Source organism: Brevundimonas mediterranea (genome assembly GCF_011064825.1).
In the GTDB taxonomy this organism is placed as follows: domain Bacteria; phylum Pseudomonadota; class Alphaproteobacteria; order Caulobacterales; family Caulobacteraceae; genus Brevundimonas; species Brevundimonas mediterranea_A.
In genome coordinates this window covers 3,034,706-3,056,392 of record NZ_CP048751.1, presented here as the reverse complement: position 1 = coordinate 3,056,392, position 21,687 = coordinate 3,034,706, and the positions used below count along the sequence as shown (strand labels likewise).

21 protein-coding genes and 2 tRNA genes are annotated in these 21,687 nt (G+C 68.5%); 12 read left to right on the top strand and 11 right to left on the bottom strand.

What is annotated here, in order from left to right; translation table 11 throughout:
- Window positions 1–4 precede the first annotated feature (4 nt).
- The 4 genes from GYM46_RS15020 to GYM46_RS15005 all read right to left on the bottom strand — a co-directional run bounded on the left by GYM46_RS15020 (window position 5) and on the right by GYM46_RS15005 (window position 4,739).
- On the bottom strand, window positions 5–2,923 hold the full coding sequence (locus GYM46_RS15020) for a TonB-dependent receptor (RefSeq protein ID WP_198004279.1): 2,919 nt from the start codon (window positions 2,921–2,923) through the stop codon (window positions 5–7).
- A 137-nt stretch (window positions 2,924–3,060) separates the two neighbouring features.
- Window positions 3,061–4,026 (bottom strand): FecR family protein, encoded by a 966-nt coding sequence (locus tag GYM46_RS15015; RefSeq protein WP_008263178.1) that lies wholly within the window; start codon window positions 4,024–4,026, stop codon window positions 3,061–3,063.
- Window positions 4,023–4,550 (bottom strand): RNA polymerase sigma factor, encoded by a 528-nt coding sequence (locus tag GYM46_RS15010; protein ID WP_081836117.1) that lies wholly within the window; start codon window positions 4,548–4,550, stop codon window positions 4,023–4,025. Before GYM46_RS15010 ends, GYM46_RS15015 begins: the two co-directional genes overlap by 4 nt.
- A gap of 115 nt (window positions 4,551–4,665) precedes the next feature.
- Window positions 4,666–4,739: transfer RNA gene (locus GYM46_RS15005), tRNA-Gln, on the bottom strand.
- Between the two features lie 199 nt (window positions 4,740–4,938).
- Here GYM46_RS15005 and GYM46_RS15000 point away from each other — a divergent pair.
- Window positions 4,939–5,015, top strand: a tRNA-Pro gene (locus GYM46_RS15000).
- A 68-nt stretch (window positions 5,016–5,083) separates the two neighbouring features.
- Here GYM46_RS15000 and ilvC read toward each other — a convergent pair.
- Window positions 5,084–6,118, bottom strand: coding sequence for a ketol-acid reductoisomerase (gene ilvC, locus GYM46_RS14995; protein WP_008259233.1), 1,035 nt, complete (start codon window positions 6,116–6,118; stop codon window positions 5,084–5,086).
- On the opposite strand from ilvC, the gene GYM46_RS14990 reads away from it, so the two are divergent.
- Entirely contained in the window at window positions 6,117–6,659 is a 543-nt protein-coding gene (locus GYM46_RS14990; protein WP_008262047.1) for a DUF924 family protein, read from the top strand. The genes ilvC and GYM46_RS14990 overlap by 2 nt on opposite strands.
- 756 nt (window positions 6,660–7,415) lie before the next feature.
- Window positions 7,416–7,709: a hypothetical protein gene (locus GYM46_RS14985; protein ID WP_008260443.1), complete on the top strand. Its 294-nt coding sequence runs from the start codon at window positions 7,416–7,418 to the stop codon at window positions 7,707–7,709.
- On the opposite strand, the gene GYM46_RS14980 is transcribed toward GYM46_RS14985, so the two are convergent.
- Window positions 7,693–8,493 (bottom strand): class I SAM-dependent methyltransferase, encoded by an 801-nt coding sequence (locus tag GYM46_RS14980; protein ID WP_198004280.1) that lies wholly within the window; start codon window positions 8,491–8,493, stop codon window positions 7,693–7,695. The genes GYM46_RS14985 and GYM46_RS14980 overlap by 17 nt on opposite strands.
- A 165-nt stretch (window positions 8,494–8,658) precedes the next feature.
- On the opposite strand from GYM46_RS14980, the gene hemB reads away from it, so the two are divergent.
- From hemB to GYM46_RS14960, 4 genes are read left to right on the top strand one after another with little or no spacing between them, the layout of a single operon-like run.
- Window positions 8,659–9,657: a porphobilinogen synthase gene (gene hemB / locus GYM46_RS14975; protein WP_040349585.1), complete on the top strand. Its 999-nt coding sequence runs from the start codon at window positions 8,659–8,661 to the stop codon at window positions 9,655–9,657.
- Entirely contained in the window at window positions 9,657–10,226 is a 570-nt protein-coding gene (locus GYM46_RS14970) for a GNAT family N-acetyltransferase (protein ID WP_008264134.1), read from the top strand. The genes hemB and GYM46_RS14970 overlap by 1 nt, the downstream gene beginning before the upstream one ends.
- A gap of 39 nt (window positions 10,227–10,265) precedes the next feature.
- Window positions 10,266–10,619 (top strand): hypothetical protein, encoded by a 354-nt coding sequence (locus tag GYM46_RS14965; protein ID WP_008259487.1) that lies wholly within the window; start codon window positions 10,266–10,268, stop codon window positions 10,617–10,619.
- Window positions 10,620–10,670: 51 nt separating this feature from the next.
- Entirely contained in the window at window positions 10,671–12,008 is a 1,338-nt protein-coding gene (locus GYM46_RS14960) for a hypothetical protein (RefSeq protein ID WP_008261654.1), read from the top strand.
- A gap of 4 nt (window positions 12,009–12,012) precedes the next feature.
- Here GYM46_RS14960 and GYM46_RS14955 read toward each other — a convergent pair whose 3' ends face one another.
- From GYM46_RS14955 to tpiA, 4 genes are all read right to left on the bottom strand, one after another.
- Window positions 12,013–12,174: a hypothetical protein gene (locus GYM46_RS14955; protein ID WP_008258848.1), complete on the bottom strand. Its 162-nt coding sequence runs from the start codon at window positions 12,172–12,174 to the stop codon at window positions 12,013–12,015.
- A 116-nt stretch (window positions 12,175–12,290) separates the two neighbouring features.
- Window positions 12,291–13,943, bottom strand: coding sequence for a CTP synthase (locus GYM46_RS14950; RefSeq protein WP_008263745.1), 1,653 nt, complete (start codon window positions 13,941–13,943; stop codon window positions 12,291–12,293).
- Window positions 13,944–14,066: 123 nt separating this feature from the next.
- Window positions 14,067–14,513 (bottom strand): preprotein translocase subunit SecG, encoded by a 447-nt coding sequence (gene secG, locus GYM46_RS14945; RefSeq protein ID WP_008262390.1) that lies wholly within the window; start codon window positions 14,511–14,513, stop codon window positions 14,067–14,069.
- A gap of 75 nt (window positions 14,514–14,588) precedes the next feature.
- Window positions 14,589–15,338, bottom strand: a complete 750-nt coding sequence (gene tpiA / locus GYM46_RS14940) for a triose-phosphate isomerase (RefSeq protein ID WP_008264231.1) — start codon at window positions 15,336–15,338, stop codon at window positions 14,589–14,591.
- A 138-nt stretch (window positions 15,339–15,476) separates the two neighbouring features.
- On the opposite strand from tpiA, the gene GYM46_RS14935 reads away from it, so the two are divergent.
- Both GYM46_RS14935 and trpE read left to right on the top strand, forming a co-directional pair.
- The gene (locus GYM46_RS14935) at window positions 15,477–17,384 is read left to right on the top strand and encodes a peptidylprolyl isomerase (RefSeq protein WP_008259785.1); all 1,908 of its coding nucleotides are present in this window, start codon (window positions 15,477–15,479) and stop codon (window positions 17,382–17,384) included.
- On the top strand, window positions 17,381–18,913 hold the full coding sequence (gene trpE, locus GYM46_RS14930) for an anthranilate synthase component I (RefSeq protein ID WP_008261930.1): 1,533 nt from the start codon (window positions 17,381–17,383) through the stop codon (window positions 18,911–18,913). The genes GYM46_RS14935 and trpE overlap by 4 nt, the downstream gene beginning before the upstream one ends.
- Here the strand turns inward: trpE and GYM46_RS14925 are convergent.
- Entirely contained in the window at window positions 18,910–19,116 is a 207-nt protein-coding gene (locus GYM46_RS14925; protein WP_035307384.1) for a hypothetical protein, read from the bottom strand. The genes trpE and GYM46_RS14925 overlap by 4 nt on opposite strands.
- Before the next feature lie 88 nt (window positions 19,117–19,204).
- Here GYM46_RS14925 and GYM46_RS14920 point away from each other — a divergent pair, with 88 nt between their 5' ends.
- The 3 genes from GYM46_RS14920 to trpC are packed head-to-tail and all read left to right on the top strand — an operon-like array spanning window position 19,205 to window position 21,640.
- Window positions 19,205–19,795, top strand: a complete 591-nt coding sequence (locus GYM46_RS14920; RefSeq protein ID WP_008259403.1) for an anthranilate synthase component II — start codon at window positions 19,205–19,207, stop codon at window positions 19,793–19,795.
- Window positions 19,796–19,811: 16 nt separating this feature from the next.
- Window positions 19,812–20,849 (top strand): anthranilate phosphoribosyltransferase, encoded by a 1,038-nt coding sequence (gene trpD, locus GYM46_RS14915; protein ID WP_008262568.1) that lies wholly within the window; start codon window positions 19,812–19,814, stop codon window positions 20,847–20,849.
- The gene (trpC, locus tag GYM46_RS14910) at window positions 20,846–21,640 is read left to right on the top strand and encodes an indole-3-glycerol phosphate synthase TrpC (protein WP_008259229.1); all 795 of its coding nucleotides are present in this window, start codon (window positions 20,846–20,848) and stop codon (window positions 21,638–21,640) included. The genes trpD and trpC overlap by 4 nt, the downstream gene beginning before the upstream one ends.
- Window positions 21,641–21,687 lie beyond the last annotated feature (47 nt).

Genomic DNA, 21,687 nt, shown 5'->3' with positions numbered 1-21,687 from the left:
GGCCTCAGTAACGATAGGTCAGGGCGAGGCGAACGGTGCGGCCGGGCGCGGGCATGACGCCCAGAGCCAGCGGGTCGAGGTAGTATTCGTCCATCACATTGTCGATGTTGAGGTCCAGCGCCGTCTGGTCCGTCACCTTCAGGCTTGCGAAGGCGTCATAGACGGTCGTCTCAAGATACAGTTGCTGGATCGCCGACAGGCCGACGTTCCAGGCCTTGTCCAGCTTGCTGATCGGACCCGAGTTGTGGACCGCCCGACCGCCGAGGGTCAGGCGGTCGTCGAACAGGTGCGCGCCCAGAGTCAGGTTCAGATTGAAGCGCGGCGGGTTCTGGGTGTTGGTGTAGGCGCCGACGAAGCCGCCGTCGACGCAGTCGGGCGTGGCCATCAGTTCGGCGTTCTTGCGGCTGGCGCCATAGGCGCGGCGTTCGGCGGCGATGTCGGGCGCGCAGGTCTTGGCCTCGAAATAATAGTGGGCCGACAGGTCGCCGAAGACGACGCCGTTGTCGTAGTTCGACTGGAGTTCGACGCCCGACACCTTGAACGTGTCGATGTTGCGGATCAGGCCCGCCGAAATGCTCCGGTAGTCGCGGGTGATCAGATCGTCGATCACGGTGTTGAAATAGGCGACCTTGAAGGCGGTGCGGTCGCCGCCGGTGAGCAGGTCGCGGCGGATGGCGCTGGCGCCGACTTCCCATGTTCGGCCGCGCTCAGGCTTCATGCCCTCGGTCGGACGCGCGGCGCTGAACAGGCCCAGGGTGGTTTCGAACAGGCTGGGCAGCTTCACACCCTCGGCGTATTTCACATAGACGAGGGTGTCCTCGTCGAAGTGGTAGGTGACGCTGCCGGTCGGCATGAAGGCGTCGTCGGTGCGCCGGATGGGGTCGGACCAGGTCCAGGTGGCCGGGACCTTGAGATCTTCGGGCGCGTCGGCGTCGTAGAAGTTCCAGCCGACGATATCGGCCACCGTACCGTGTTCGTAGGGCGAGGCCAGCAGCGAGGCCTTGGTGAACTGGCCGCTGGCGTCGGGATACCAGTTCAGCAGGGCGATCCGTTTCGCCAGGTAGGCGGGGCGGCTCGGGTCGCCGTTCAGCAGTTCGGTATAGCGATACTGACCGATCACCTCGTAGGTGGCGGGCGTGGCCAGACGGTTGCGGTCCTTGACCTCGACACGGTTGAAGCGCCCGCCGGCCATCAGCTCCCAGTGTGTGTCGGGCTCCCACTTCACCGAGGCGACGGCGCTGTATTCCTGACGTTCGGCGTTGCGCAGGAAGCGGTTGTTCACCAGATCGTCGTGCATGATCGGCGAGTTCGGACCGGGAGCGATGTCCTCGTCGCTGAAGGACAGGCCGTAGTTCAAGGTGAACTTGCCCGCGCCGGTGAACAGGAGCGAGGTATTGGTGAGGTCGCCGCCGAACCGTTTCTGGGTCAGTTCGTTGCGATAGGCCTCCTTGTACCCCGGGTCGGTGTTGAAGGAGGGGCCGTCGTACCATTCGGTGCGGCGGTCATAATACCAGGGAGTGATGCCGGTCAGGCCGTTGTACATCAGGCTGTCGGCGTGGGTGTACCAGGCGTTGACCTTGAGATCGATCAGATCGCCCTGGGGCTTGTAGCGGTAACGCAGACTATAGGCGTCCATATCGACGGTCCCCAGGTCCCATTGCGGGACCTGGTCGCGATCTACCCGAATGATCTGCGAGGCCATGATCTCGCCCTGCTCGCCCTGATAGCGGCGATAGCCGGCCTCCAGCGTCTGGTGATCGGTGACGCGCCAGGTTCCCTTCAGCAGCAGGGATTCCGACTGGGACGAGGTGTTGAAAACCTCAGCGTTCGTGGGGTTCAGCGTCGCCAGGACCCGCCGTCCCTGGGGGAAGTCGTTGTAGTTCCGGTGGCCCGAGAAATAGTTGCCCGTGTCGCGCCAGGCGTAGGCGGCGACCAGGTCGAACCGATCCCAGCGTCCCGCGCCGGCGATGTTGAAGAATTGCCCGCCCGGACGGGTCAGGTCGCCCCGGTCGGTCCGCGACTTGTCGCTATAGGCCGGAAGGCTGCGGGCGCTGGCGTCGGACACGCCGGTGCGGACGCGCAGGCCCAGGTCGCGGCCTTCGCTCAGGACGTCGTCGACGTTCAGCGTCTCCATAACGACCACGCCGCCGATGCCGCCAGAGGCGTTGGCCTCCAGGCTGGGGCCCTTGTTGATGGTGATGCTGGAGATCAGATCGGGATCCAGATAGGTCCACTGCGACTGACCGGCGTAGCCGCGGTAGGCGTCCATGGTCGACTGGCCGCCGTCGATGATGATCGGCACCCGGCTCTGGCCCTGAATGCCGCGGATATTGACGTCCAGAGCGTTGGCGACGCGCGGGTCGCCGGCGGTCACGCCCGCCACGCCCTTGATGATGTCGGCGGTCGAGGCGCCGCGAAACCGTTCGATGGTGTCCTGCGCGATATAGGCGCTGGATCCGGTCGTGCGGTAGGGCGCTTCCACAGGATCGCCCGCCTCGCCGGCGCCGGTGGCGCTGAGCCCGCCTGCGCCGCCTTCGGTCGCGCCCTGCACCCTGATCGGACCCAGGGCGAGGGTTCCGTCGGCGATGGCGGGGGCGGCGGACAGGGTCGCCGTGCGGCCCGACAGACGATAGGTCACGCCGGTGCCGGACAGCAGACGCGACAGCCCCTCTGACGCGCCGTATCGCCCCCGCAGTCCGCGTGTCGAAACGCCGCGCGTCAGGCCGGCGTCGTAGGCCATTTCGATATCAGCCTGGCGGGCGAAGGCGGCCAGGGCCGGCGACAGGGGGCCGGCCGGTATGTCGAACTGCGTCGCTGCAGACTGCGCCTGGGCGGCCGGTGCGAGGATGATGGCCGGAACCACGGCGGCCGTGGCCATGAGGAAGAGACGCAGGGCCCCCAGTTCGTGTCTCGCCTTAGTCAATTTCGTCTCTCGTGGCGCGCTCCGCGCCGGTCCGGTTGGTTCGCAAGCCATGCGAATGAGAATGGTTCTCTTTAGATAGACGCACTAGGAGGCCGAACCGGGACTGTCCGAATTCAAAAAAAATCCTGGAGATCCGCTCAGCCGTGAATGATCACCGCGCCGCCGGGCAGGCGCGTGGCGCGAACACCCAGGGTCTGTTCCAATCGCGCGAGGGTGCGGGACGGCTGATCGATCCCGAAGGCGCCGCTGACGCGACGGTTTCGAACGGCGCGTCCAAACACCGTGATCGGCGTCGGCGAGTAGCGGGCGATCTCCTCGACCACCTCGGCCAGGGGGCGATCTTCGAACACCAGCCAGCCCTGGGTCCAGGCGTCGACGTCCGGCGACGACGGCGTCGGGGCGGACGGCGCCTGATCCGGACGGTAGGTCGAGGTCATGGTCTCGGGCGTCGTCACCGATCCCGAGCGGGTCGCAATTCGAACCCTGTGTTCGGTCACCGAGACCTGGGTCATGGCGGCGCGACGGCGAACGACGAACCGCGTGCCCAGGGCTGTGGCGGAGCCGCCGCCGGCCTCGACCGTGAAGGGCCGCTGGGCGTCGGGCGCGACCGTGAAGGCGGCTTCTCCGCGCAGCAGTCGAACCGTTCGGCGGTCAGGCGCATAGGCCACGTCGATGGCGCTGTCGGTGTTCACCTGCACGACCGAGCCGTCGTCCAGCCTCACCGTCCTTTGCTCCCCCGGCCGGGTGAGCACGTCGGCGTGCAGACGGGTCGGAACGTCCAGCATCATGCAGGCCAGAACCACGGCGGCCGCCAGCCCGGTTGCGATCGGTAGTCCTGACCGGCCGATGCGCGGAATCGCTGTGCGTCGCGAACGCCGTTCCGACCTCGCGCGCCATGCGGGCGCGGCGGGGCGAGCCGCCTGGCCCATGTCCCGCCAAAGGGACTGCGCACGTGCGAAGGCGCGGGCGTTCGCCGGCGTTTCCAGCCATGTCTTCAGCCGGTCCTCGCCGACGGCGTCCAGCAGGCCGCCGTCCTGCTCAGCCAGCCAGCGTGCGGCCTCCCGGTCTATGGGGGCGACGTGTCTGGGCGCTCGCGACATCATCCAGCCTCCCGTTCCGCCAGTCGCGTTTGGCAGTGGTGCAAGGCGTGGCGGACGTGTTTGGCTACGGCGTTCGGCGTGATGCCCAACCGTTCGGCGACCTCGGCCGGCGACAGCTCCTCGATACGCCGCAGCAGGAAGACCTCGCGGCAACGCGGCGGCAACTCGTCGATGGCTTCCGCCAGGAGGTCCAGCCTTTGCCGATGCATGATCCGGGCCTCGGTCGTGGGGGCGGCGTCGATCACGCCGGGATCCTCGATCTGGCCCTCGAAGAGGACCGCGCCACGCTTGCGGCGGCGCATCTGGTCCGAGGCCAGGTTGAGGGCCAATCGATAGAGATAGGCGCGCTTGTCCTGGATCGCCGCAGGGTCGGCGATCCGTTGCACACGCAGCCACAGGGTCTGGGCGATGTCCTCGGCCAAGCTGGAGTCGCCCAGAATACGTCGCGCCAGCCGCACCAGCGACGGACGTTCGATCATCAGCAATTGCGCGAAACTCTGCCCCGGCTGTGAGTCTGACTGTGCCATTGTCCAGCGCGATACACGCCCTGCGAATTGCTCGCAACAGCGTGAGGCGCGTGGGTCGAACTCGGCCTGCCAAGGTGACTCGGCGCCGAAAGGGCTTAAACCCTTATGGGGCGGATGGCTGGGGAACTAGGACTCGAACCTAGAATGACGGTACCAAAAACCGGAGTGTTACCATTACACCATTCCCCAGCAGGTCCGGCGACCGCAGCGCTCTCGCGCGGCGGAGGCGGTCAGATAGGCCAAACCGTTTTCGGATGCAACACCCTCTTTCAGGACTATTTTCGCCCCGTGCGAAGAAGGTCGAAATGGATGCTTGCGGGGTCCGAAACCCATGGCTATAAGCCGCGTCCTCACTTCGGGGCGACGCCGCCAGGCCAGCCCCCACGGTCGGAGTGTGGCTCAGCCTGGTAGAGCACTGCGTTCGGGACGCAGGGGTCGGAGGTTCGAATCCTCTCACTCCGACCATCTTCTCTTTTGACATCGACGGCAGGACGGCGGGTTTCAGACCCGCCGCCTCCCCGCGCGGCCAGACGTCAGTCGTCGTTCGCCGCCGACTCCCGGGCCTTGCGCGCCACTTCGTTCAGATGCGTCCCCACCGCCTCGATCGGCCGCCGGCCCAGGGCGCTGCGCCGCGCCAGCAGGTCGGGCGAGCCGGCGTCGTAATCCGCCATCAGGGCGCGCACGAACCCCCCGCCCTGCACCTCGGCCAGCACCTGGTCCATCGCCGCGCGCGAGGCGGCGTTGATGATGCGCGGCCCGGTCAGATAGGCCCCGTACTCCGCCGTATTGGAAATCTTGGCGAAGGCGCCGGCTATGCCGCGTTCGTACATCAGGTCGGTGACCAGCTTGGCCTCGTAGAAACATTCGAACCAGGCCACCTCGGGCGGATAGCCGGCCTCGACCAGTTTCATGAAGGCCGAATCGATCAGTTCGGCGATCCCGCCGCACAGCACCACCTGTTCGCCGAACAGATCGCTCTCGCACTCGTCCCTCATCGTCGTCTCGAGGATGCCCTTGCGCCCGCACCCCAGGGCGGCCGCATAGGACAGGCCCAGGGCGTGGGCGCCGCCCGTGGCGTCCTGATGCACCCCGAACAGGCAGAAGACCCCCTCCCCGGCCTCGTACAGGTCGCGGATGCGCGGCCCGATCCCCTTGGGCGAGGCCAGGATCACGTCCAGGTCGGCGCGCGGCTCCACCAGGCCGAACCGCACCGACAGGCCGTGGGCGAAGACCAAGGCCGCCCCTGGCCGCACGTTCGGCGCCAGTTCGTCGCGCCACAGGTCGCGGTGCGCCTCGTCCGAGGTCATGACGGCGACCACATCCGCGCCCGCCGCCGCTTCGCCCGCGGTCATCACGGCGAATCCGTCGGCCTTGGCCCGTTCCCGCGTCTTCGACCCGGCCTTCAGGCCCACCACGATGTCGGTCACGCCCGAATCGCGCAGGTTCAGCGCATGGGTCCGCCCCTGGCTGCCGTAGCCGATCATGGCCACGCGCTTGCCGCGAATGATCGAAAGGTCGCAGTCGCGGTCATGGAAGACGGGCAACGGATTGGCTAAGATCTGTGTCATGACCGCCTTCATAGCCCCATCCGACGTCGTCGCCTTCTGGAAAGCGGCCGGTCCCGACAAGTGGTTCGCCAAGGACGAGGCTTTCGACGCCGCGTTTCGCACGCGGGGCCATGATCTGCACCTGTCCGCCGCCCGGCGCGAGCGCGACGACTGGATCGAGACGGCGGAGACCGCCCTCGCCCTCCTGATCCTGCTCGATCAGTATCCGAGGAACAGTTTCCGCGGCACGGCGCACCAGTTCGCCACCGATCCTCTGGCCCTGATGTTCGCGAACCAGGCCGTGGCGCGCGGCCACCATCTCCGGGTCGCGCCGGAACTGAAGAACTTCCTCCTCCTCCCCTTCGAACATTCCGAACGGCTTGAGGATCAGGACCGCTACATGGCCCTGGTCGCCGGCGACGCCGAGCTCGAGAAATGGGGCCGCCTCCACCGCGACATCATCGTCCGCTTCGGCCGCTTCCCCCACCGCAACCCCGCCCTGGGCCGCGCCACCACGCCCGAGGAACAGGCCTTCCTCGACGACGGCGGCTTCGGCGGCTGACGTCTCACCTCCCCACGCGCCTTCGCGCGCGGAGAGGTGACGCCGCCCTCCCTCTTTCGTCATTCCGGGCGAAGCGCAGCGGAGACCCGGAACCCAGCGGCGCGCGAGAGCGCGAAGTTGTCGCGGACTCAGCCTCCAGAAGCGGTGCGGCGGATAGATTTCGCCTTCGGCGCCGCTGGGTTCCGGGTCTGCGGGCCAAGCGGCCCTCCGCCCGGAATGACGAAAGTGATGATCGACAACCTAGGCCAACGCCCACAATGACGCTGGTCTGAATCGAACGATTTCAACGCCCTAAAAGAATCTCGACCCTATTTCCCCGCCATACCCGCCGGCGCCCGTATCATCCTCTCATCCCCGCCGATGGGGAGGGCGTCGGATCCAGCGCCCTGACGGCGGCGGGGCTGTGGTCGAGCGATGAAGCCGGCGGGAAGGAGACCGCCGGGGTCCTTAGGGGCGGCGATGGATGCCGTCTCCTGCTCGCCGCACGCTTAGGAAAGCGGACCGCTGTCGATCCTTGTCGGCATGTCCGCCCCGGCGAAGCCGTCGCAAGACGGCCCGCCGATCCGGCAAGGCTCGAAGAATAGGGCCGCCAGCCGGAGCGCGTGTGGAAAACGGCCTCTCGGGACGACGCCTGCGCCGAAACGGTAAAAACATATCCACTCCGGGCGCAGTCCCGGCGTCCCGAGCCCTCCCCGAACTTCGCTGGTCCGCCGCGAAGACAGAGCCAATTCACCCGAGCCCCGGAAGGAGCCTCCGATGCGCCCTCGCCGTCCGTCCAGCGCCCGCCATGACGACGCCTTCGTCTATACGCTTCAGCGACATCGGCTGGAGCTGATCGCCTCGGGCGAGGCCGAACCCCTGACGGAGCGCGAACGCCTGTTCCTGCGGCAGGTCAAGGCCCGTCGCCGTCCGGCCTATGCCGACTATATCGTCCCCGGCCCGCTTCTCCGGGCCGAGACCGGCGCCCTCAGACGGGCGCGGGAGGCGCGGGAGGCGAGCGCCCGCTCGACCGACGCTCCCGAACCTGAAGACCTCAGCCCGGCTTTCTGAAGCGATAGACGAATTGATCGGTCTTGCCGCGAATGGCGACGTCGAAGACGTTCAGGCTGTGGTCGTCGGCCGGATTGGCCACGGCCGCGCTCTCGCCCTCAAAGACGAAGCCCGCCGCCTCGACCTCGCGCTTCAGATAATCGCCCTCGATCCGGTGCAGGGTCTGGACCGCCGAGATCCCGGTCCCCGCCGCCGCCTGGTGGTCGATCAGGATATAGCGCCCCCCGGGCTTCAGGGCCGCGAACACGGCCGCGTTCATCCGGGCCACATCGGTGTTGAAACCGGGGATATGGAAGTCGTGATATTCTTGGCTCATGAAGACCATGTCCAACGGCTGGTCATAGGTCATGGCGTCCAGCAGGCCGTTGACCCGCGTCACATTGGGATAGGCGGCGACCAGGGCGTCGGCCATCGGGTTCTCCCGCGCCATGGTCCGCTCGGGCACGAAGGCGTAGACCCGCCCCGTCGGCCCGACCACGTCCGAGAACAGCCGGGTGAAATAGCCGGCGCCGGGGCGCACATCGGCCACCTTGTCGCCCGGCGCCAGCTGGGCGAAGGCCAGGATCTCGGCCGGATGACGCAGGGGATCGCGCGCCACTTCTTCGGCCGGGCGTTTCGGATCAGCCACCGCGTCCGTATAAAGCGAGACATAGGCCGGGGCGGCCAGAGGCGCGCTGTCCACGACCACCGTCCGCTCGCCGCCCTCCGACGCGATGATGATGCAGCCGGACAGCCCCGCCGCCAGGGCCAGAACCGCCGCGCCCGCCGCCAACCGCTTCATCATCGCCGTCTCCCTGATTTCGTCGCGCCTGATTTCGTTGCGATAGGCTCGCATTTCGTCGCTCCGCGCAAGCCGGTATCACGCGCGAAACGATCTGACGCATCACGCGATTTGCGCCTCCGCCCCGGCGGCGCTAGTCCGTCGCCAGGTTTTCAAGGTCATCCGTCCATGCTTCCCTACCAACCCGCCCCCTTCCCGCTCGCCCGTCCCCGGCGTCTGCGCGCCAGCCCCTGGGTGCGTCGTCTGGTCGCCGAGACCGTCCTGACCCCCGCCGACCTGATCTGGCCCCTTATCGTCCACGACGGCGCCGAGGACCGCGTGCCGGTCGCCTCCATGCCAGGCGTCTTCCGCCTGTCGCCCAAGGCGGCCGCCGCAGCGGCGGTCGAAGCGCGCGACCTGGGCATTCCGATGCTGGCCCTGTTCCCCAATGTGGACGGCGCGATCAAGGACGCGGTCGGCACGGGCGCCACCGATCCCGACGGCCTGATCCCCGACTGTATCAAGGCCATCAAGGACGCCGCGCCGGAGATCGGCGTCATGACCGACGTCGCTTTGGACTGCTACACCGACCACGGCCACGACGGGGTGCTGGAAGGCGACCGGATCGTCAACGACGCCTCGCTGGATCGGCTAGCCGAACAGGCCTTCATCCACGCCCACGCCGGCGCCGACGTGGTCGCCCCGTCGGACATGATGGACGGCCGCATCCAGGCGGTGCGCGAGGCGCTGGAGGCCAACGGCTTCCACGACACCCTGATCCTGTCCTATGCGGCCAAGTTCGCCTCGGCCTTCTACGGCCCTTACCGCGACGCCGTAGGCTCCTCGACTGCGTTGAGGGGCGACAAGAAGACCTATCAGATGGACTACGCCAACTCGGACGAGGCCCTGAAGGAGGTCGCCATGGACCTGTCGGAAGGCGCCGACGCGGTCATGGTCAAGCCGGGCATGCCCTATCTCGACATCGTCCGCCGCGTGTCCGAGACCTTCCGCGTCCCGACCTTCGCCTATCAGGTGTCGGGCGAGTACGCGATGATGCAGGCCTCCATCGCCAACGGCTGGCTCGATCACGACCGCGCCGTTCTGGAGACCCTGCACGGGTTCAAGCGGGCCGGTTGCGCGGGCGTCCTGACCTATTTCGCGCCCCAGGCCGCGCGGCTGCTGGGCTGATGCGGTCTGAGGTCCAGATCCGCGAGGCGACCCCGGCCGACATGGCGGCGATCACCGCCATCTATGCCGAAAGCGTCGCCAACGGACGCGGCACCTTCGAGCTGGAGCCGCCGGACGAGATCGAGATGACGGCCCGCTTCGCCGCCGTCCAGGCCCTGGGCCTGCCCCGGCTGGTCGCCGAGATCGACGGCGCCGTGGTCGGCTACGCCTACGCCGGCCCGTTCCGCACCCGCCAGGCCTATCGCTACATGGTCGAGGACTCGATCTATGTCGCCCCCGAGGCCCGCGGCCGCGGCGTCGCCGGCGCCCTGCTGGACGCCTTGATCGTCGCTTGCGAAGCCCTGGGCCTGCGCCAGATGGTCGCCGTGATCGGCGATTCCGACAACGCCGGCTCCATCGCCCTGCACCGCGCACGCGGCTTCGCCGACGCCGGGGTCTTCAAGGCGGCCGGCTGGAAACATGACGACTGGCGCGACGTCGTCTTCATGCAGCGCGAACTGGGCGCCGGCGGGCAGACGCCGCCGGACGCCCCGGGCCTGCCGCTGGTCGACAAGAAGCCGGCGCGATGATCCATTGCCGCGCTCCGCGCCCGCCCCTATCCTGACGCGGTGAAGATCGTCTCGTCCCTTCTGCTGCTGATCGGCGCCCTGGCGGTGCTGACCCTGGGCGCCCTCGGCGTCTCGGCAGGACCGGCCATGGCCGAGGCGCCCTGCCACGAAACGAGCGCCGAGGCCCGCCCCGACGCCCGTCACGCCGCGCCGGACCAGACGCCCGCTCACCAGAACAAGGCGATGAAGGCCATGGCCTGCTGCGCCGCTTGCGTCACGGCGCCGGCGCTGGAGCCCGTTTCCCGTCCCGGCCCGACCGTCGCCCCGGCCCGCCTCACCGCCCCCCTGTTCGATGTCCCGGCCGGACTTTTGCTCTCGCCCGAACCCGGCCCGCCCCGCCTCCTGATCGCCTGAGCCCTGCGCCGTTCGCGGCGCCTTCAGTCACGATCATTCCAGGAGGCCATCATGGCTCCCCATACCCTCGTCGGCGCCCTCGCCGGCGTCTCCCTGCTCGCCCTCGCTCAGGTGGCGACGGCGCAGGACCATTCCCACCACTCGGCCGCACCGGCCGCCGATCCTCACGCCGGCCACGACATGGCCGACATGCCGGCCGCCTCACACGCCCCGGCACACGCCATGACCAGCCCCTACGGCCCCTGGCCCATGAGCCGGGACGCCTCGGGCACCAGCTGGCAGCCCGACTCCGGCGAACACGCCGGCATCCACACCGTCCGGGGCGACTGGACGGTGATGACCCACGCCCTGCTGAACCTGACCTACGACACCCAGTCCGGCCCCCGCGGCGGCGACAAGACCTTCGTCTCGGGCATGCTGATGACCACGGCGCGTCGTGACTTCGATGAAGGCTCGACCCTGAACCTGCGCGCCATGCTCAGCCCCGACCCCCTGATGGGCAAGTCCGGCTACCCGCTGCTGCTGGCGGCCGGCGAAACGGCGAACGGCGTCGATCCCCTGGTCGACCGCCAGCACCCGCACGACTTCTTCATGGAGCTGTCGGCCAGCTATTCGAAGCGCCTGTCGGAAAAGGACAGCCTCTACGGCTACATCGGCCTGCCCGGCGAGCCGGCCTTCGGCCCGCCCGCCTTCATGCACCGGATGAGCGCGATGGACAGTCCAGAGGCGCCCATCACCCACCACTGGCTGGACTCGACCCATATCGTCTTCGGCGTCACCACCCTGGGCTGGGCCCACGACCGCTTCAAGATCGAGACCTCGGCCTTCAAGGGGCGTGAACCCGACGAGGAACGCTGGGGCATAGACTCGCCCAAACTGGACAGCTGGTCGGTGCGGGGCTCGTGGAATCCGACGGCCGACTGGTCCTTCCAGGCCTCCTACGCCGACGTCTCGGCCCCGGAACAGCTGGAGCCAGACGAGGACGAGACCAAATGGTCAGCCAGCGCCATCCACACCCGGCGACTGGGCGAAGCCGGCTGGTGGTCCTCGACCCTGGCCTGGGGGCGCAAGACCAACAGTCACGACGAGTCGAAAGACGGCTGGCTGCTGGAATCCGCCGTCCATCCGAACGACCGCTGGACCGTCTTCGCCCGCGCTGAACGGATCGAGACGGACGAACTGGTCCCCGGCGACCATGGCGGCCACGGCCCGCTCTACACCGTCGGCAAGGCCTCGCTGGGCGCCGTCCGCGACTGGCGGATCGCCTCCCGCGTCCGCTTCGGCCTCGGCGCCCTCTATGCGGTGAACCGCGTGCCGGACGCGCTGGAGCCGATCTACGGCGGCGATCCGGACGGCGGAATGATCTTCATGCGCCTGAAGATCGACTGACGGCTCAGGCCCGTCCGGTTTCGGCCGGGCGGGCCGACGACGGCGTCCCCATGTGCCGCACGGCCTCGTAGCCGAGCGCGACTGCAGACACGGCGATCACGAGCCCCCCTGCGATCAGCAGCAGGCGAAAATGCCGGTGCAGATGATAGAGCAACTCGCCGATCATCGATCGTTCGTGTCCCGTCAGGTCGTGCCAATTCGATCCGTTCAGGACAGTTTACTGCAAAAGGCGGACCCATAGTAATCGCAGGTCCGTGAACACGGTTTGATCCCAGGCCTTGATCAGACCAGACGGCTCTGAACCACGGCGGCGCCGATGAAGCTGGCGAACAGCGGGTGCGGCGCGAACGGTCGGCTCTTCAGTTCGGGGTGATACTGGACGCCGATGAACCAGGGATGGTCCGGCCGCTCCACCGTCTCGGGCAGAACCCCGTCCGGCGACAGTCCGGCGAAGACCAGGCCGGCCTTCTGCTCGATCGCCTCTCGATAGTTGATATTGACCTCGTAACGGTGGCGGTGCCGTTCGCTGATGGCGGTGGAACCGTAGATCTCGGCGATCTTGGAGCCTTCGGCCAGGGTCGAATCATAGGCGCCCAGCCGCATGGTGCCGCCCAGGTCGCCGCCCTGCTGGCGCAGGACGCGCTGATTGCCTTGCGTCCATTCGGTCATCAGGCCCACGACCGGCTCGGCGGTCGGACCGAACTCCGTGGACGAGGCCTTGGGATAGCCGGCCAGGTTCCGCGCCGCCTCGATCACCGCCATCTGCATGCCGAAACAGATGCCGAAATAGGGAATGTTGCGCTCGCGGGCGAACCGCGCCGCCTCGATCTTGCCTTCCGAGCCCCGCTCGCCGAAGCCGCCCGGCACCAGAACGGCGTGGGCGCCCTGCAGCCGCTCCTCGCAGGCCTCCGGGTCGCCCTCGAAGGTGTCGGCCTCGACCCAGTCGATATTGACCTTGACGTTATTGGCGACCCCGCCGTGGTGCAGGGCCTCGATCAGGGACTTATAGGCGTCCTTCAGAACCGTGTACTTGCCGACCACCGCGATGGTGACCTCGCCGTCCGGGTGCAGACGGCGGCGCGCGATCTCCTGCCAGCGCGTCAGGTCGGGTTCCGGCGCATCCTCTATGCCGAAATGGGCCAGGACTTCGCGGTCCAGGCCTTCGCGATGGTAGTCCAGCGGGACGGCGTAGATGTCGGCCGAGTCCATCGCCTGGATCACGCCGCTTTCGCGCACATTGCAGAACAGGCCGATCTTGCGCTTTTCCTCGGGCGGGATCGGGAATTCACAGCGGCACAGCAGGATGTCCGGCTGGATGCCGATGGAGCGCAGTTCCTTGACCGAGTGCTGGGTCGGCTTGGTCTTCATCTCGCCGGCCGTCTTGATGAAAGGCAGCAGGGTCAGATGGACGAAGCAGGACCGGCCGCGCGGCAGATCCTGCCCCAGCTGGCGGATGGCCTCGAAGAAGGGCAGCCCCTCGATGTCGCCGACCGTGCCGCCGATCTCGACCAGGACGAAGTCCACATCCTCGCCGTCGTCAGTCAGGGCCGGGGTCAGGCAGAAGGACTTGATCTGGTCGGTGACGTGCGGAATCACCTGGACGGTCGCGCCGAGATAGTCGCCGCGACGTTCCTTCTCCAGGATGGTCGAATAGATGCGGCCGGTAGTGATATTGTCGGACTTGGCCGCCGACACCCCGGTGAACCGCTCGTAGTGACCCAGGTCCAGGTCGGTCTCGGCGCCGTCGTCGGTCACGAAGACCTCGCCGTGCTGGTAAGGGCTCATCGTGCCCGGATCGACGTTCAGATAGGGATCGAGCTTGCGAAGCCGGACCTTGTAGCCGCGCGCTTGCAAAAGAGCGCCGAGAGCGGCGGAGGCGAGGCCTTTTCCTAGCGAGGAAACCACGCCGCCGGTGATGAACACATAGCGAGCCATGGGCGGACACCTTACTCCATGATTCGCGAACGACGCATGGGCCGCCGCGAATCGAACTGTTGATCAAAAGAAGAAAGCGCGCCCTGCGGCGCGCTTTCGGAAGTCGGGTCGGTCGCCTGCCCGTTACTGGGCGGGCTGCTGGGCCGGAGCGGACGCCGGCGACCGGGCCGCCGAGGCGGACGGCAGGCTGGCTTCCAGATCGTCCAGCGACGGCGCGGTCGGCTGGGCGGGCGCGGCCGGCTGCTGTTGCTGGGCCGGTTGTTGCGTCTGGGTCTGCGGCGTCGTGGCCAGAGAGCCCACGGCGTCGGCGTCGATCACCGAGACCGAGGCGCGGTCCATATTGCCGACGACCGTCAGGATGATGGTCAGGCCGAACAGCAGGGCCGCCAGCACCCAGGTGATCTTGGTGAGCAGATTGCCGGCGCCCCGCGCCGTCATGAAGCCCGAAGGACCGCCGCCCATGCCCAGGGCGCCGCCCTCGGACCGCTGCAGCAGCACGACGCCCGTCAGGGAGACGGCGACCAGGATGATGGCGACGAGCAGGATGGTCTGGAGCATGGCGTCATTCATGTGGGCGCGGAGCTGCGCCGATCAAGCGGCGGCCTCTATCACCGAAGCCGCCGGGGGGCAAACCGGAAGCGCCCGTCAGACGGCGTGGACGACCTTCAGGAAATCATCGGCCTTCAGCGAGGCGCCCCCGACCAGGGCGCCGCCCACTTCCGGCACGGCCAGAATCTCGGCCGCATTGTCAGGTTTGACCGAGCCGCCGTACAGGATGGGCGCGCGGCGGGCGGGCTCGCCCAGGCGCTGGATCATGGCGGTCCGTATGGCGGCGTGAACCTCCGCGATCTGTTCCAGAGTGGGCGTCAGGCCCGTGCCGATGGCCCACACCGGCTCATAGGCGACTGCGAAGTCACGCTCGGACAAACCGTCCGGCAGGGAGCCTGCGATCTGGGCGCTGACGACGGCGACCGCCTGGCCCGCTTCATGTTGCTCCAGGGTCTCGCCGACGCAGACGATCGGCTCCAGACCGGCCGCCATGGCCGCCTCGACCTTGGCGGCGACGTCTGCGTCTGTTTCCCCGAAGGCCGCCCGTCGCTCGGAATGGCCCAGAATCACCAGGGTGGCGCCGGCGTCCGCCAGCATGTCCGCCGACACCGACCCCGTGAAGGCGCCCGACGCCTTTTCGTGGCAATCCTGTCCCCCCACTTCGACCGCGCTGTCCGCCAGGACGCGGCGCAGCCGATCCGTCAGGGTGGCGGGCGGGCACAGGGCGATGCGGCATGAGGGCGGCGCCCCCGCCAGGCCTTCCTTCAAAGCCAGGGCCTCGGATACGTCTGCGGAGACGCCGTGCATTTTCCAGTTGCCGACGATCAACTTCACGGATTGTTTCATGCCCCCTGTCTAGGGGCCTCAAACCGGCAAGCCAAGAGGGGCCGCCGCAATCTGGCCATCACGCCGTCCTTGCGGGGGCGCGCCCGGCCCGACTATACGCCGGGTGACGCCAACGTCGGCAAGTCTACGGGTCTTCGAATGATCACCGCCTTCCGCGCCTTCTCGCGCTCCAAGTGGGCCGCCGCCCTGCTCGTCCTGATCGCCATCAGTTTCGTGATCGTGGGCGCGCGGATGGATGTCTTCGCCAACCTGGGCCCGAAACATGTGATCGACGCCGGCGACCGTTCGATGAACGAGGCCGAGTTCAGCGCCGCCTTCGGGCGTGTGCGCGAAAACATCCAGCAACAGGCCGGTCGTCCCGTGACCAACGAGGACCTGATCGCGGAAAACATCCACACCCGCTTCCTGGACAGCCAGACCGAACAGTTCGGCTTCCTGAACTGGGCCTGGAAAGCGGGCATCCGCCCCGGCAAGGAACTGATCGTCAAGCAGATCCGCCAGATCCCCGCCTTCTTCAACTCGGTCACGGGCCAGTTCGATCAGCAGGCCTATGAGAGCGCCCTGGCGCAACAGAACCTGACCCCCGCCATGCTGGAGCAGGACCTGCGCGACCAGTATGCGACGGAGCATTTCGGCGCCGCCATCTTCGCCGGCGCCCGTGCGCCGCGCATCTACGGCGCCCTGCTGGCCGGCGCCGCCTTCGAGACCCGCGACGGTCGCTGGTTCGAGGTCACGCCCGCCATGGCCGGCGAAATCCCCGCCCCGACCGACGCCCAGCTGAACGCCTTCATCCAGGAAAACGCCGCACGTCTGCGCGCGCCGGAGTTCCGCATGGTGTCCGTCGTCCTGTTCACGCCGGACCCGGGCGCCGCCCCCGTCGTGTCGGATGAGCGTATCCGCGAACGTTTCGAGTTCAAGAAGGACAGCCTGGGCAAGCCCGAGACCCGCACCTTCGTGACCCTGACCGCGCCCAGCCGCGACGTGGCCCAGAAGATCGCCGCCGCCTTGCGCGCCGGCCAGTCGCCCGCCGATGTCGGCCGCGCCAACAGCATCCAGCCGGCGAGTTTCAACGTCACGCCCCGCGCCGCGGTCGGCGACGCGGCCACCGCCGCCGCCGTGTTCGGCCTGCAGGTCAACCAGGTCTCAGACCCGGTCCAGGCCGGCGTCGGCTTCGCCGTCGCCAAGGTCACCGCCATCCAGCCCGGTCAGCCCGCGACCCTGGAAAACTCGCGTGAGCAGATCGTCGCGGAACTGCGCGCCGAGGACGTCAAGGGCCAGACCTACGCCAAGGTCGAGAAGTATGAGGCCGCCCGCACCGCCGGCAAGAACCTGGCCGACGCCGCCCGCGAGGCCGGCGGCCGCGTCATCGACCTGCCCCCCTTCACCAAGGACGGCAAACTGCCCAACGGCCAGGCCCTGAACGCCCCCCCGCAAGTCTTCGAGACGGCCTGGAGCCTGACCAAGGGCGGTGAAAGCGACGTGATCGACGCCGGCCAGGGCCAGTATTTCGCCGTCCGTGTGAACGACATCCGTCCCTCGGCCCTGCCGACCCTGGCCGAAGTCCGCGCGCCCCTGGCCGCCCAGTGGACCCAGCGCGAAATCTCGCGCCGTCTCGCCGCCAAGGCTGAAGAGCTGGCGAGCCGCGTCCGCCAGGGCCAGGACATCGCCGCCGTGGCCCGTTCGGTGAACGCGCCCCTGACCGTCCGGACCGGCGTGGTCCGCGACCAGGCCACCCAGGAATCGCTGGGCCAGGGCGTGCTTCAGGGCCTGTTCGGTCAGGCCAAGGGCCAGGTCTTCTCCCAACCGGGTGAAGGCGGTTATCTGGTTGGCCGCGTCGATGGCGTCCACGCCGCCAATCCGGCCGTCGCCGGTCCTCTGGCTGAACAGGCCCGTCCGCGCATCACCCAGGAACTGGTCCAGGCCATGGTCCAGACCGAGATGACCGCCGGCGCCCAGCGCTCCAAGGCCAAGAACGACGTCGCCCTGGCGCGTCAGGCCCTGGGCCTGTCCGCCGAGCCGACCGCTCCCGCCGCACCGGCGCAATGACCACGGCCGGCCAAGACGCCTCGGGTTTCAACGGGGCCGACTACGACGCCTTCGCCGCCGGCCTTTCGGCCGGTCGGCCGCAGGTGCTGGTCCGGCGCGTCATCGACGACCTTGAGACGCCGGTTTCGGCCTATCTGAAGCTGGGTCGCCATCGCCCCTACGCCTGTCTGCTGGAATCCGTCGAAGGCGGCGCCGTGAAGGGCCGCTATTCGATCCTGACGCTGGACCCGGACGTGGTCTGGCGTTGCCGGGCGAACGCGGCGGAACTGGCGCGTGGCCCGGCGGTGGTCGAGGGGCGGTTCATAGCCGAGCCCCTGCCCACGCTTCAGTCCCTGCGCGCCCTGATCGCCGCGTCGAAGTTCGACCTGCCGCAGGACCTCCCGCCGATGGCCGCCGGTCTGTTCGGCGTCTTCGGCTATGACATGGTGCGCCTGCTCGAGCCGCTGGGCGAGCCCAATCCGGATCCGCTGGATCTGCCGGACGCCGTGCTCACCCGTCCGTCCCTGGTCGCCATCTTCGATTCCGTCGGGCAGGAGATCATCCTGGTCTCGGCCGCCTATCCCGACGCTGGCGCCGCGCCGCGTGAGGCTTTCGACGCCGCCGTCGCCCGGCTGGACGCGTTCGAGACGGGCCTGCGCGACCCCCTGCCGGTGCGCGCCGCGCCGCAGCCGACGCCCGCCCCGACCTTCGCTTCGCCCGTGGACGAGGCCGGCTTCGGCGAGATGGTGGCCAGGGCCAAGGACTATATCGCCGCCGGCGACATCTTCCAGGTCGTGCTCAGCCACCGCTTCTCGGCCCCCTGGACCGAAGATCCCTTCGCCTTCTACCGCTCCCTGCGTCGCCAGAACCCGTCGCCCTATCTGTTCTATCTGAACTTCGAGGGCTTCCAGCTGGCCGGGTCCAGCCCGGAGATCCTGGTCCGGCTCAAGGACGGCCAGGTCACTATCCGGCCGCTGGCGGGAACCCGCAGGCGCGGCGCCACGCCCGAGGCGGACAAGGCCCTGGAGGCGGAGCTGCTGGCCGATCCCAAGGAGCGGGCCGAACATCTGATGCTGCTGGACCTGGGCCGCAACGACGTCGGCCGCGTCGCCGCGCCGGGCACGGTCGAGGTGACCGAGAGCTTCGTCGTCGAACGCTACAGCCAGGTCATGCACATCGTCTCCAATGTGCGCGGCAAGGCCGATCCGAAACTGGACGCCGTCGACACCCTGCTGGCCGCCCTTCCCGCCGGCACCCTGTCGGGCGCGCCCAAGGTGCGGGCCATGGAAGTCATCGACGAGCTGGAGACCGAGAAGCGCGGCGTCGGTTACGGCGGCGGCGTCGGCTATATTTCGGCGGGCGGCGAGGCGGACATCTGCATCACCCTGCGCACCGCCCTGTTTGCGGACGACCAGATCTTCGTCCAGGCCGGCGCGGGCGTGGTCTCTGACAGTGATCCAGCGGCTGAATACGCCGAGACCCAGCACAAGGCGCGCGCGCCGATGCGGGCCGCCGACGACGCCTGGCGCTTCCGCACAGGCAATCGCTAGGGCCCGTAGGTCGCCGGGGGTTCGTCAAAGCGGACGCCCGGTCCCAGCACCACCACGCCGGCCATGACCACGGCCGCCGTGGCGGCCAGGGCGGCGGCGCCTAGGGCCGCATAGGGGCTGATCGGCTTCGGTTCGACCACGACCAGCTTCGCCTTGGCGGCGGCGATCTTGTCGGCGATGTCTTTTTCGGCGCTCAGTTTCACGACCCCCATCTGCCCGCACCAATGTTAAGATGCGCTTTAACGCCGCGCACGCTTGGCGCGGCGGCTTGTCACGCCTAGAAGCCAGATCATGATCCTCGTCGTCGATAACTACGACAGCTTTACCTACAACCTCGTCCACTACCTCGCGGAGTTGGGCGCGCCGACCCATGTGGTGCGCAACGACGACCTGACCGCGGACGAGGCCTGGGCGCTGAACCCCGCCGCCGTCCTGCTGTCGCCCGGCCCCTGCGCGCCGGACCAGGCCGGCATCTGCCTGCCGCTGATCGAGAGCGCCCCGGCCTCCATGCCGATCCTGGGCGTCTGCCTGGGCCACCAGGCCATCGGCCAGGCCTTCGGCGGCGACGTGATCCGCGCCAAGACCCTGATGCACGGCAAGACCTCGCCGATTCTGCACGACGGCAAGAGCGTCTTCGCCGGCCTGCCGTCGCCCTTCACCGCCACCCGCTATCATTCGCTGGCCGTGAAGCGCGAAACCCTGCCTGACTGCCTCGAGGTGACCGCCTGGACCGCCGACGGCGAGATCATGGGGCTCCAGCACCGCAGCCGCCCGATCCATGGCGTCCAGTTCCACCCGGAATCCATCGCCACCGAACACGGCCACGACATGCTGGCCAACTTCCTCGAGATCGCCGGCGTGAAGCGCCTCGCGGCCGCCTGATCGTGGCCGCCTGATCATGGCCGACGGTTTCAAGCCGATCCTCGCCCGCCTGGTCGAGGGGCACCCCCTGACGTCCGAGCAGGCGCACGACTTCTTCGCCGCCTGCCTGCGCGGCGAACCGACCCCGTCACAGGTCGCGGCCGCCGTCACCGCCCTGCGGATCCGCGGCGAGACGGTGGACGAGATCGCGGCCTTCGCCCAGGCCATGCGCGACGCCGCCCTGACGCTGGACCATCCGTACGAGGTGATTGACACCTGCGGCACCGGCGGCGACGGCCAGCACACCTACAACATCTCAACCGCCGCCGCCCTGGTCCTGGCCGGCGCAGGCCTGAAGGTCGCCAAGCACGGCAACCGGGCCATATCCTCGAAATCCGGCTCTTCCGACGTCCTGTCGATCCTGGGCGTCAACCTGGCCGCCAGCCCGGATCAGCAGCGCAAGGCGCTGGACGAGGCCGGAATCTGTTTCCTGTTCGCCCCCGCCTATCACGGCGCCATGCGCCACGTCGGGCCGGTACGGGCCGAGATCGGTTTCCGCACCGTGTTCAACCTGCTCGGCCCGCTGTCCAACCCGGCCCAGGCGAAACGCCAGGTCATGGGCGTCTATGACCCGCGTCTGCTGGAGCCCCTGGTCGAGGTGCTGGGCCGGCTGGGCGCGACCCGCGCCTGGACGGTCCATGGCCAGGGCCTGGACGAACTGGCCACCTCCGGCCCGACGGAAGTCGCAGAATGGAAAGACGGCGCCGTCCGCCGCTTCCAGGTCACGCCCGAAGACGCCGGCCTGCCCCGCGCCTCCATCGACGCCATCCGCGGCGGCGACGCCGAGGAGAACGCCGCGGCCCTGCGCGCCCTGCTGGCGGGTCAGACCGGCCCCTATCGCGACATCGTGTTGCTGAACGCCGCCGCCGCCCTCGTGGTGTCGGATCGGGCGACGGGCCTCGCGGAAGGCGCCGTCCTCGCCGCCGCCGCCATTGACGACGGTCGGGCCGCCCAGGCGCTGGAGCGTCTGGCCCGCATCACCTCCACGCCGCTGGATACCGAAGACAAAGCATGACCGACGTCCTGGACCGCATCGCCGCCTACAAGCGCGAGGATGTCGCCGCCCGCAAGGCCGCGACCACCCAGGACGCCATCGAGGCCCTGGCCCGGGCCGCCTCGGCGCCGCGCGGCTTCCGCGCCGCTCTGGACCGGACTGTCGAGGACACCGGCCGCCCCGCCCTGATCGCCGAGATCAAGAAGGCCAGCCCGTCCAAGGGCCTGATTCGTCCTGACTTCGACCCGACCGCCCTGGCCATCGCCTACCAGGCCGGCGGCGCCTCCTGCCTGTCGGTCCTGACCGACGGCCCCAGTTTCCAGGGCGACGACGCCTATCTGGGCCAGGCCCGCACCGCCACGGCCCTGCCCTGCCTGCGCAAGGACTTCCTGGTCGATCCCTGGCAGGTGGCCGAGAGCCGGGCCCTGGGCGCCGACTGTATCCTGATCATCCTGGCCATGATCGACGATCGGCTCGCCGCCGAACTGCTGGCCGAGGCCGAACGATTCGGCATGGACGCCCTGATCGAAACCCACGACGAGGCCGAAATGGCGCGCGCCTGCGCCTTGGGCGGCGATCTGGTGGGGATCAACAACCGCTCGCTTCGCACCTTCGAGGTCGATCTGGAGGTCACCGAGCGCCTGTCGATGCTCAGCCCCGTCCGCGCCCTGCTGGTCGCCGAGAGCGGCATCTCCACGCCCGAGGACGTCGCACGCGTCTCCGCCGCCCACGCCCAGGCCATTCTGGTGGGCGAAAGCCTGATGCGTCAGGCCGACGTCGAAGCCGCCACGCGCAAACTGCTGGCCGCCTGATTCAACCCGACGCGCGCGGTGAAGCGACGCCGTTAAGTTGACATTAG

Coding starts and splice junctions, on each gene's coding strand:
- trpC (WP_008259229.1), top strand. CDS start 20,846: ATGACCGACGTCCTGGACCGCATCGCCGCCTACAAGCGCGAGGATGTC.
- GYM46_RS14950 (WP_008263745.1), bottom strand. CDS start 13,943: ATGGCTCGCTATGTGTTCATCACCGGCGGCGTGGTTTCCTCGCTAGGA.
- GYM46_RS14970 (WP_008264134.1), top strand. CDS start 9,657: ATGCGGTCTGAGGTCCAGATCCGCGAGGCGACCCCGGCCGACATGGCG.
- trpE (WP_008261930.1), top strand. CDS start 17,381: ATGACCACGGCCGGCCAAGACGCCTCGGGTTTCAACGGGGCCGACTAC.
- GYM46_RS14990 (WP_008262047.1), top strand. CDS start 6,117: ATGACCGCCTTCATAGCCCCATCCGACGTCGTCGCCTTCTGGAAAGCG.
- GYM46_RS14955 (WP_008258848.1), bottom strand. CDS start 12,174: ATGATCGGCGAGTTGCTCTATCATCTGCACCGGCATTTTCGCCTGCTG.
- tpiA (WP_008264231.1), bottom strand. CDS start 15,338: ATGAAACAATCCGTGAAGTTGATCGTCGGCAACTGGAAAATGCACGGC.
- GYM46_RS14980 (WP_198004280.1), bottom strand. CDS start 8,493: ATGATGAAGCGGTTGGCGGCGGGCGCGGCGGTTCTGGCCCTGGCGGCG.
- ilvC (WP_008259233.1), bottom strand. CDS start 6,118: ATGACACAGATCTTAGCCAATCCGTTGCCCGTCTTCCATGACCGCGAC.
- GYM46_RS15010 (WP_081836117.1), bottom strand. CDS start 4,550: ATGGCACAGTCAGACTCACAGCCGGGGCAGAGTTTCGCGCAATTGCTG.
- GYM46_RS14960 (WP_008261654.1), top strand. CDS start 10,671: ATGGCTCCCCATACCCTCGTCGGCGCCCTCGCCGGCGTCTCCCTGCTC.
- secG (WP_008262390.1), bottom strand. CDS start 14,513: ATGAATGACGCCATGCTCCAGACCATCCTGCTCGTCGCCATCATCCTG.
- GYM46_RS14935 (WP_008259785.1), top strand. CDS start 15,477: ATGATCACCGCCTTCCGCGCCTTCTCGCGCTCCAAGTGGGCCGCCGCC.
- GYM46_RS15015 (WP_008263178.1), bottom strand. CDS start 4,026: ATGATGTCGCGAGCGCCCAGACACGTCGCCCCCATAGACCGGGAGGCC.
- GYM46_RS14985 (WP_008260443.1), top strand. CDS start 7,416: ATGCGCCCTCGCCGTCCGTCCAGCGCCCGCCATGACGACGCCTTCGTC.
- trpD (WP_008262568.1), top strand. CDS start 19,812: ATGGCCGACGGTTTCAAGCCGATCCTCGCCCGCCTGGTCGAGGGGCAC.
- hemB (WP_040349585.1), top strand. CDS start 8,659: ATGCTTCCCTACCAACCCGCCCCCTTCCCGCTCGCCCGTCCCCGGCGT.
- GYM46_RS14920 (WP_008259403.1), top strand. CDS start 19,205: ATGATCCTCGTCGTCGATAACTACGACAGCTTTACCTACAACCTCGTC.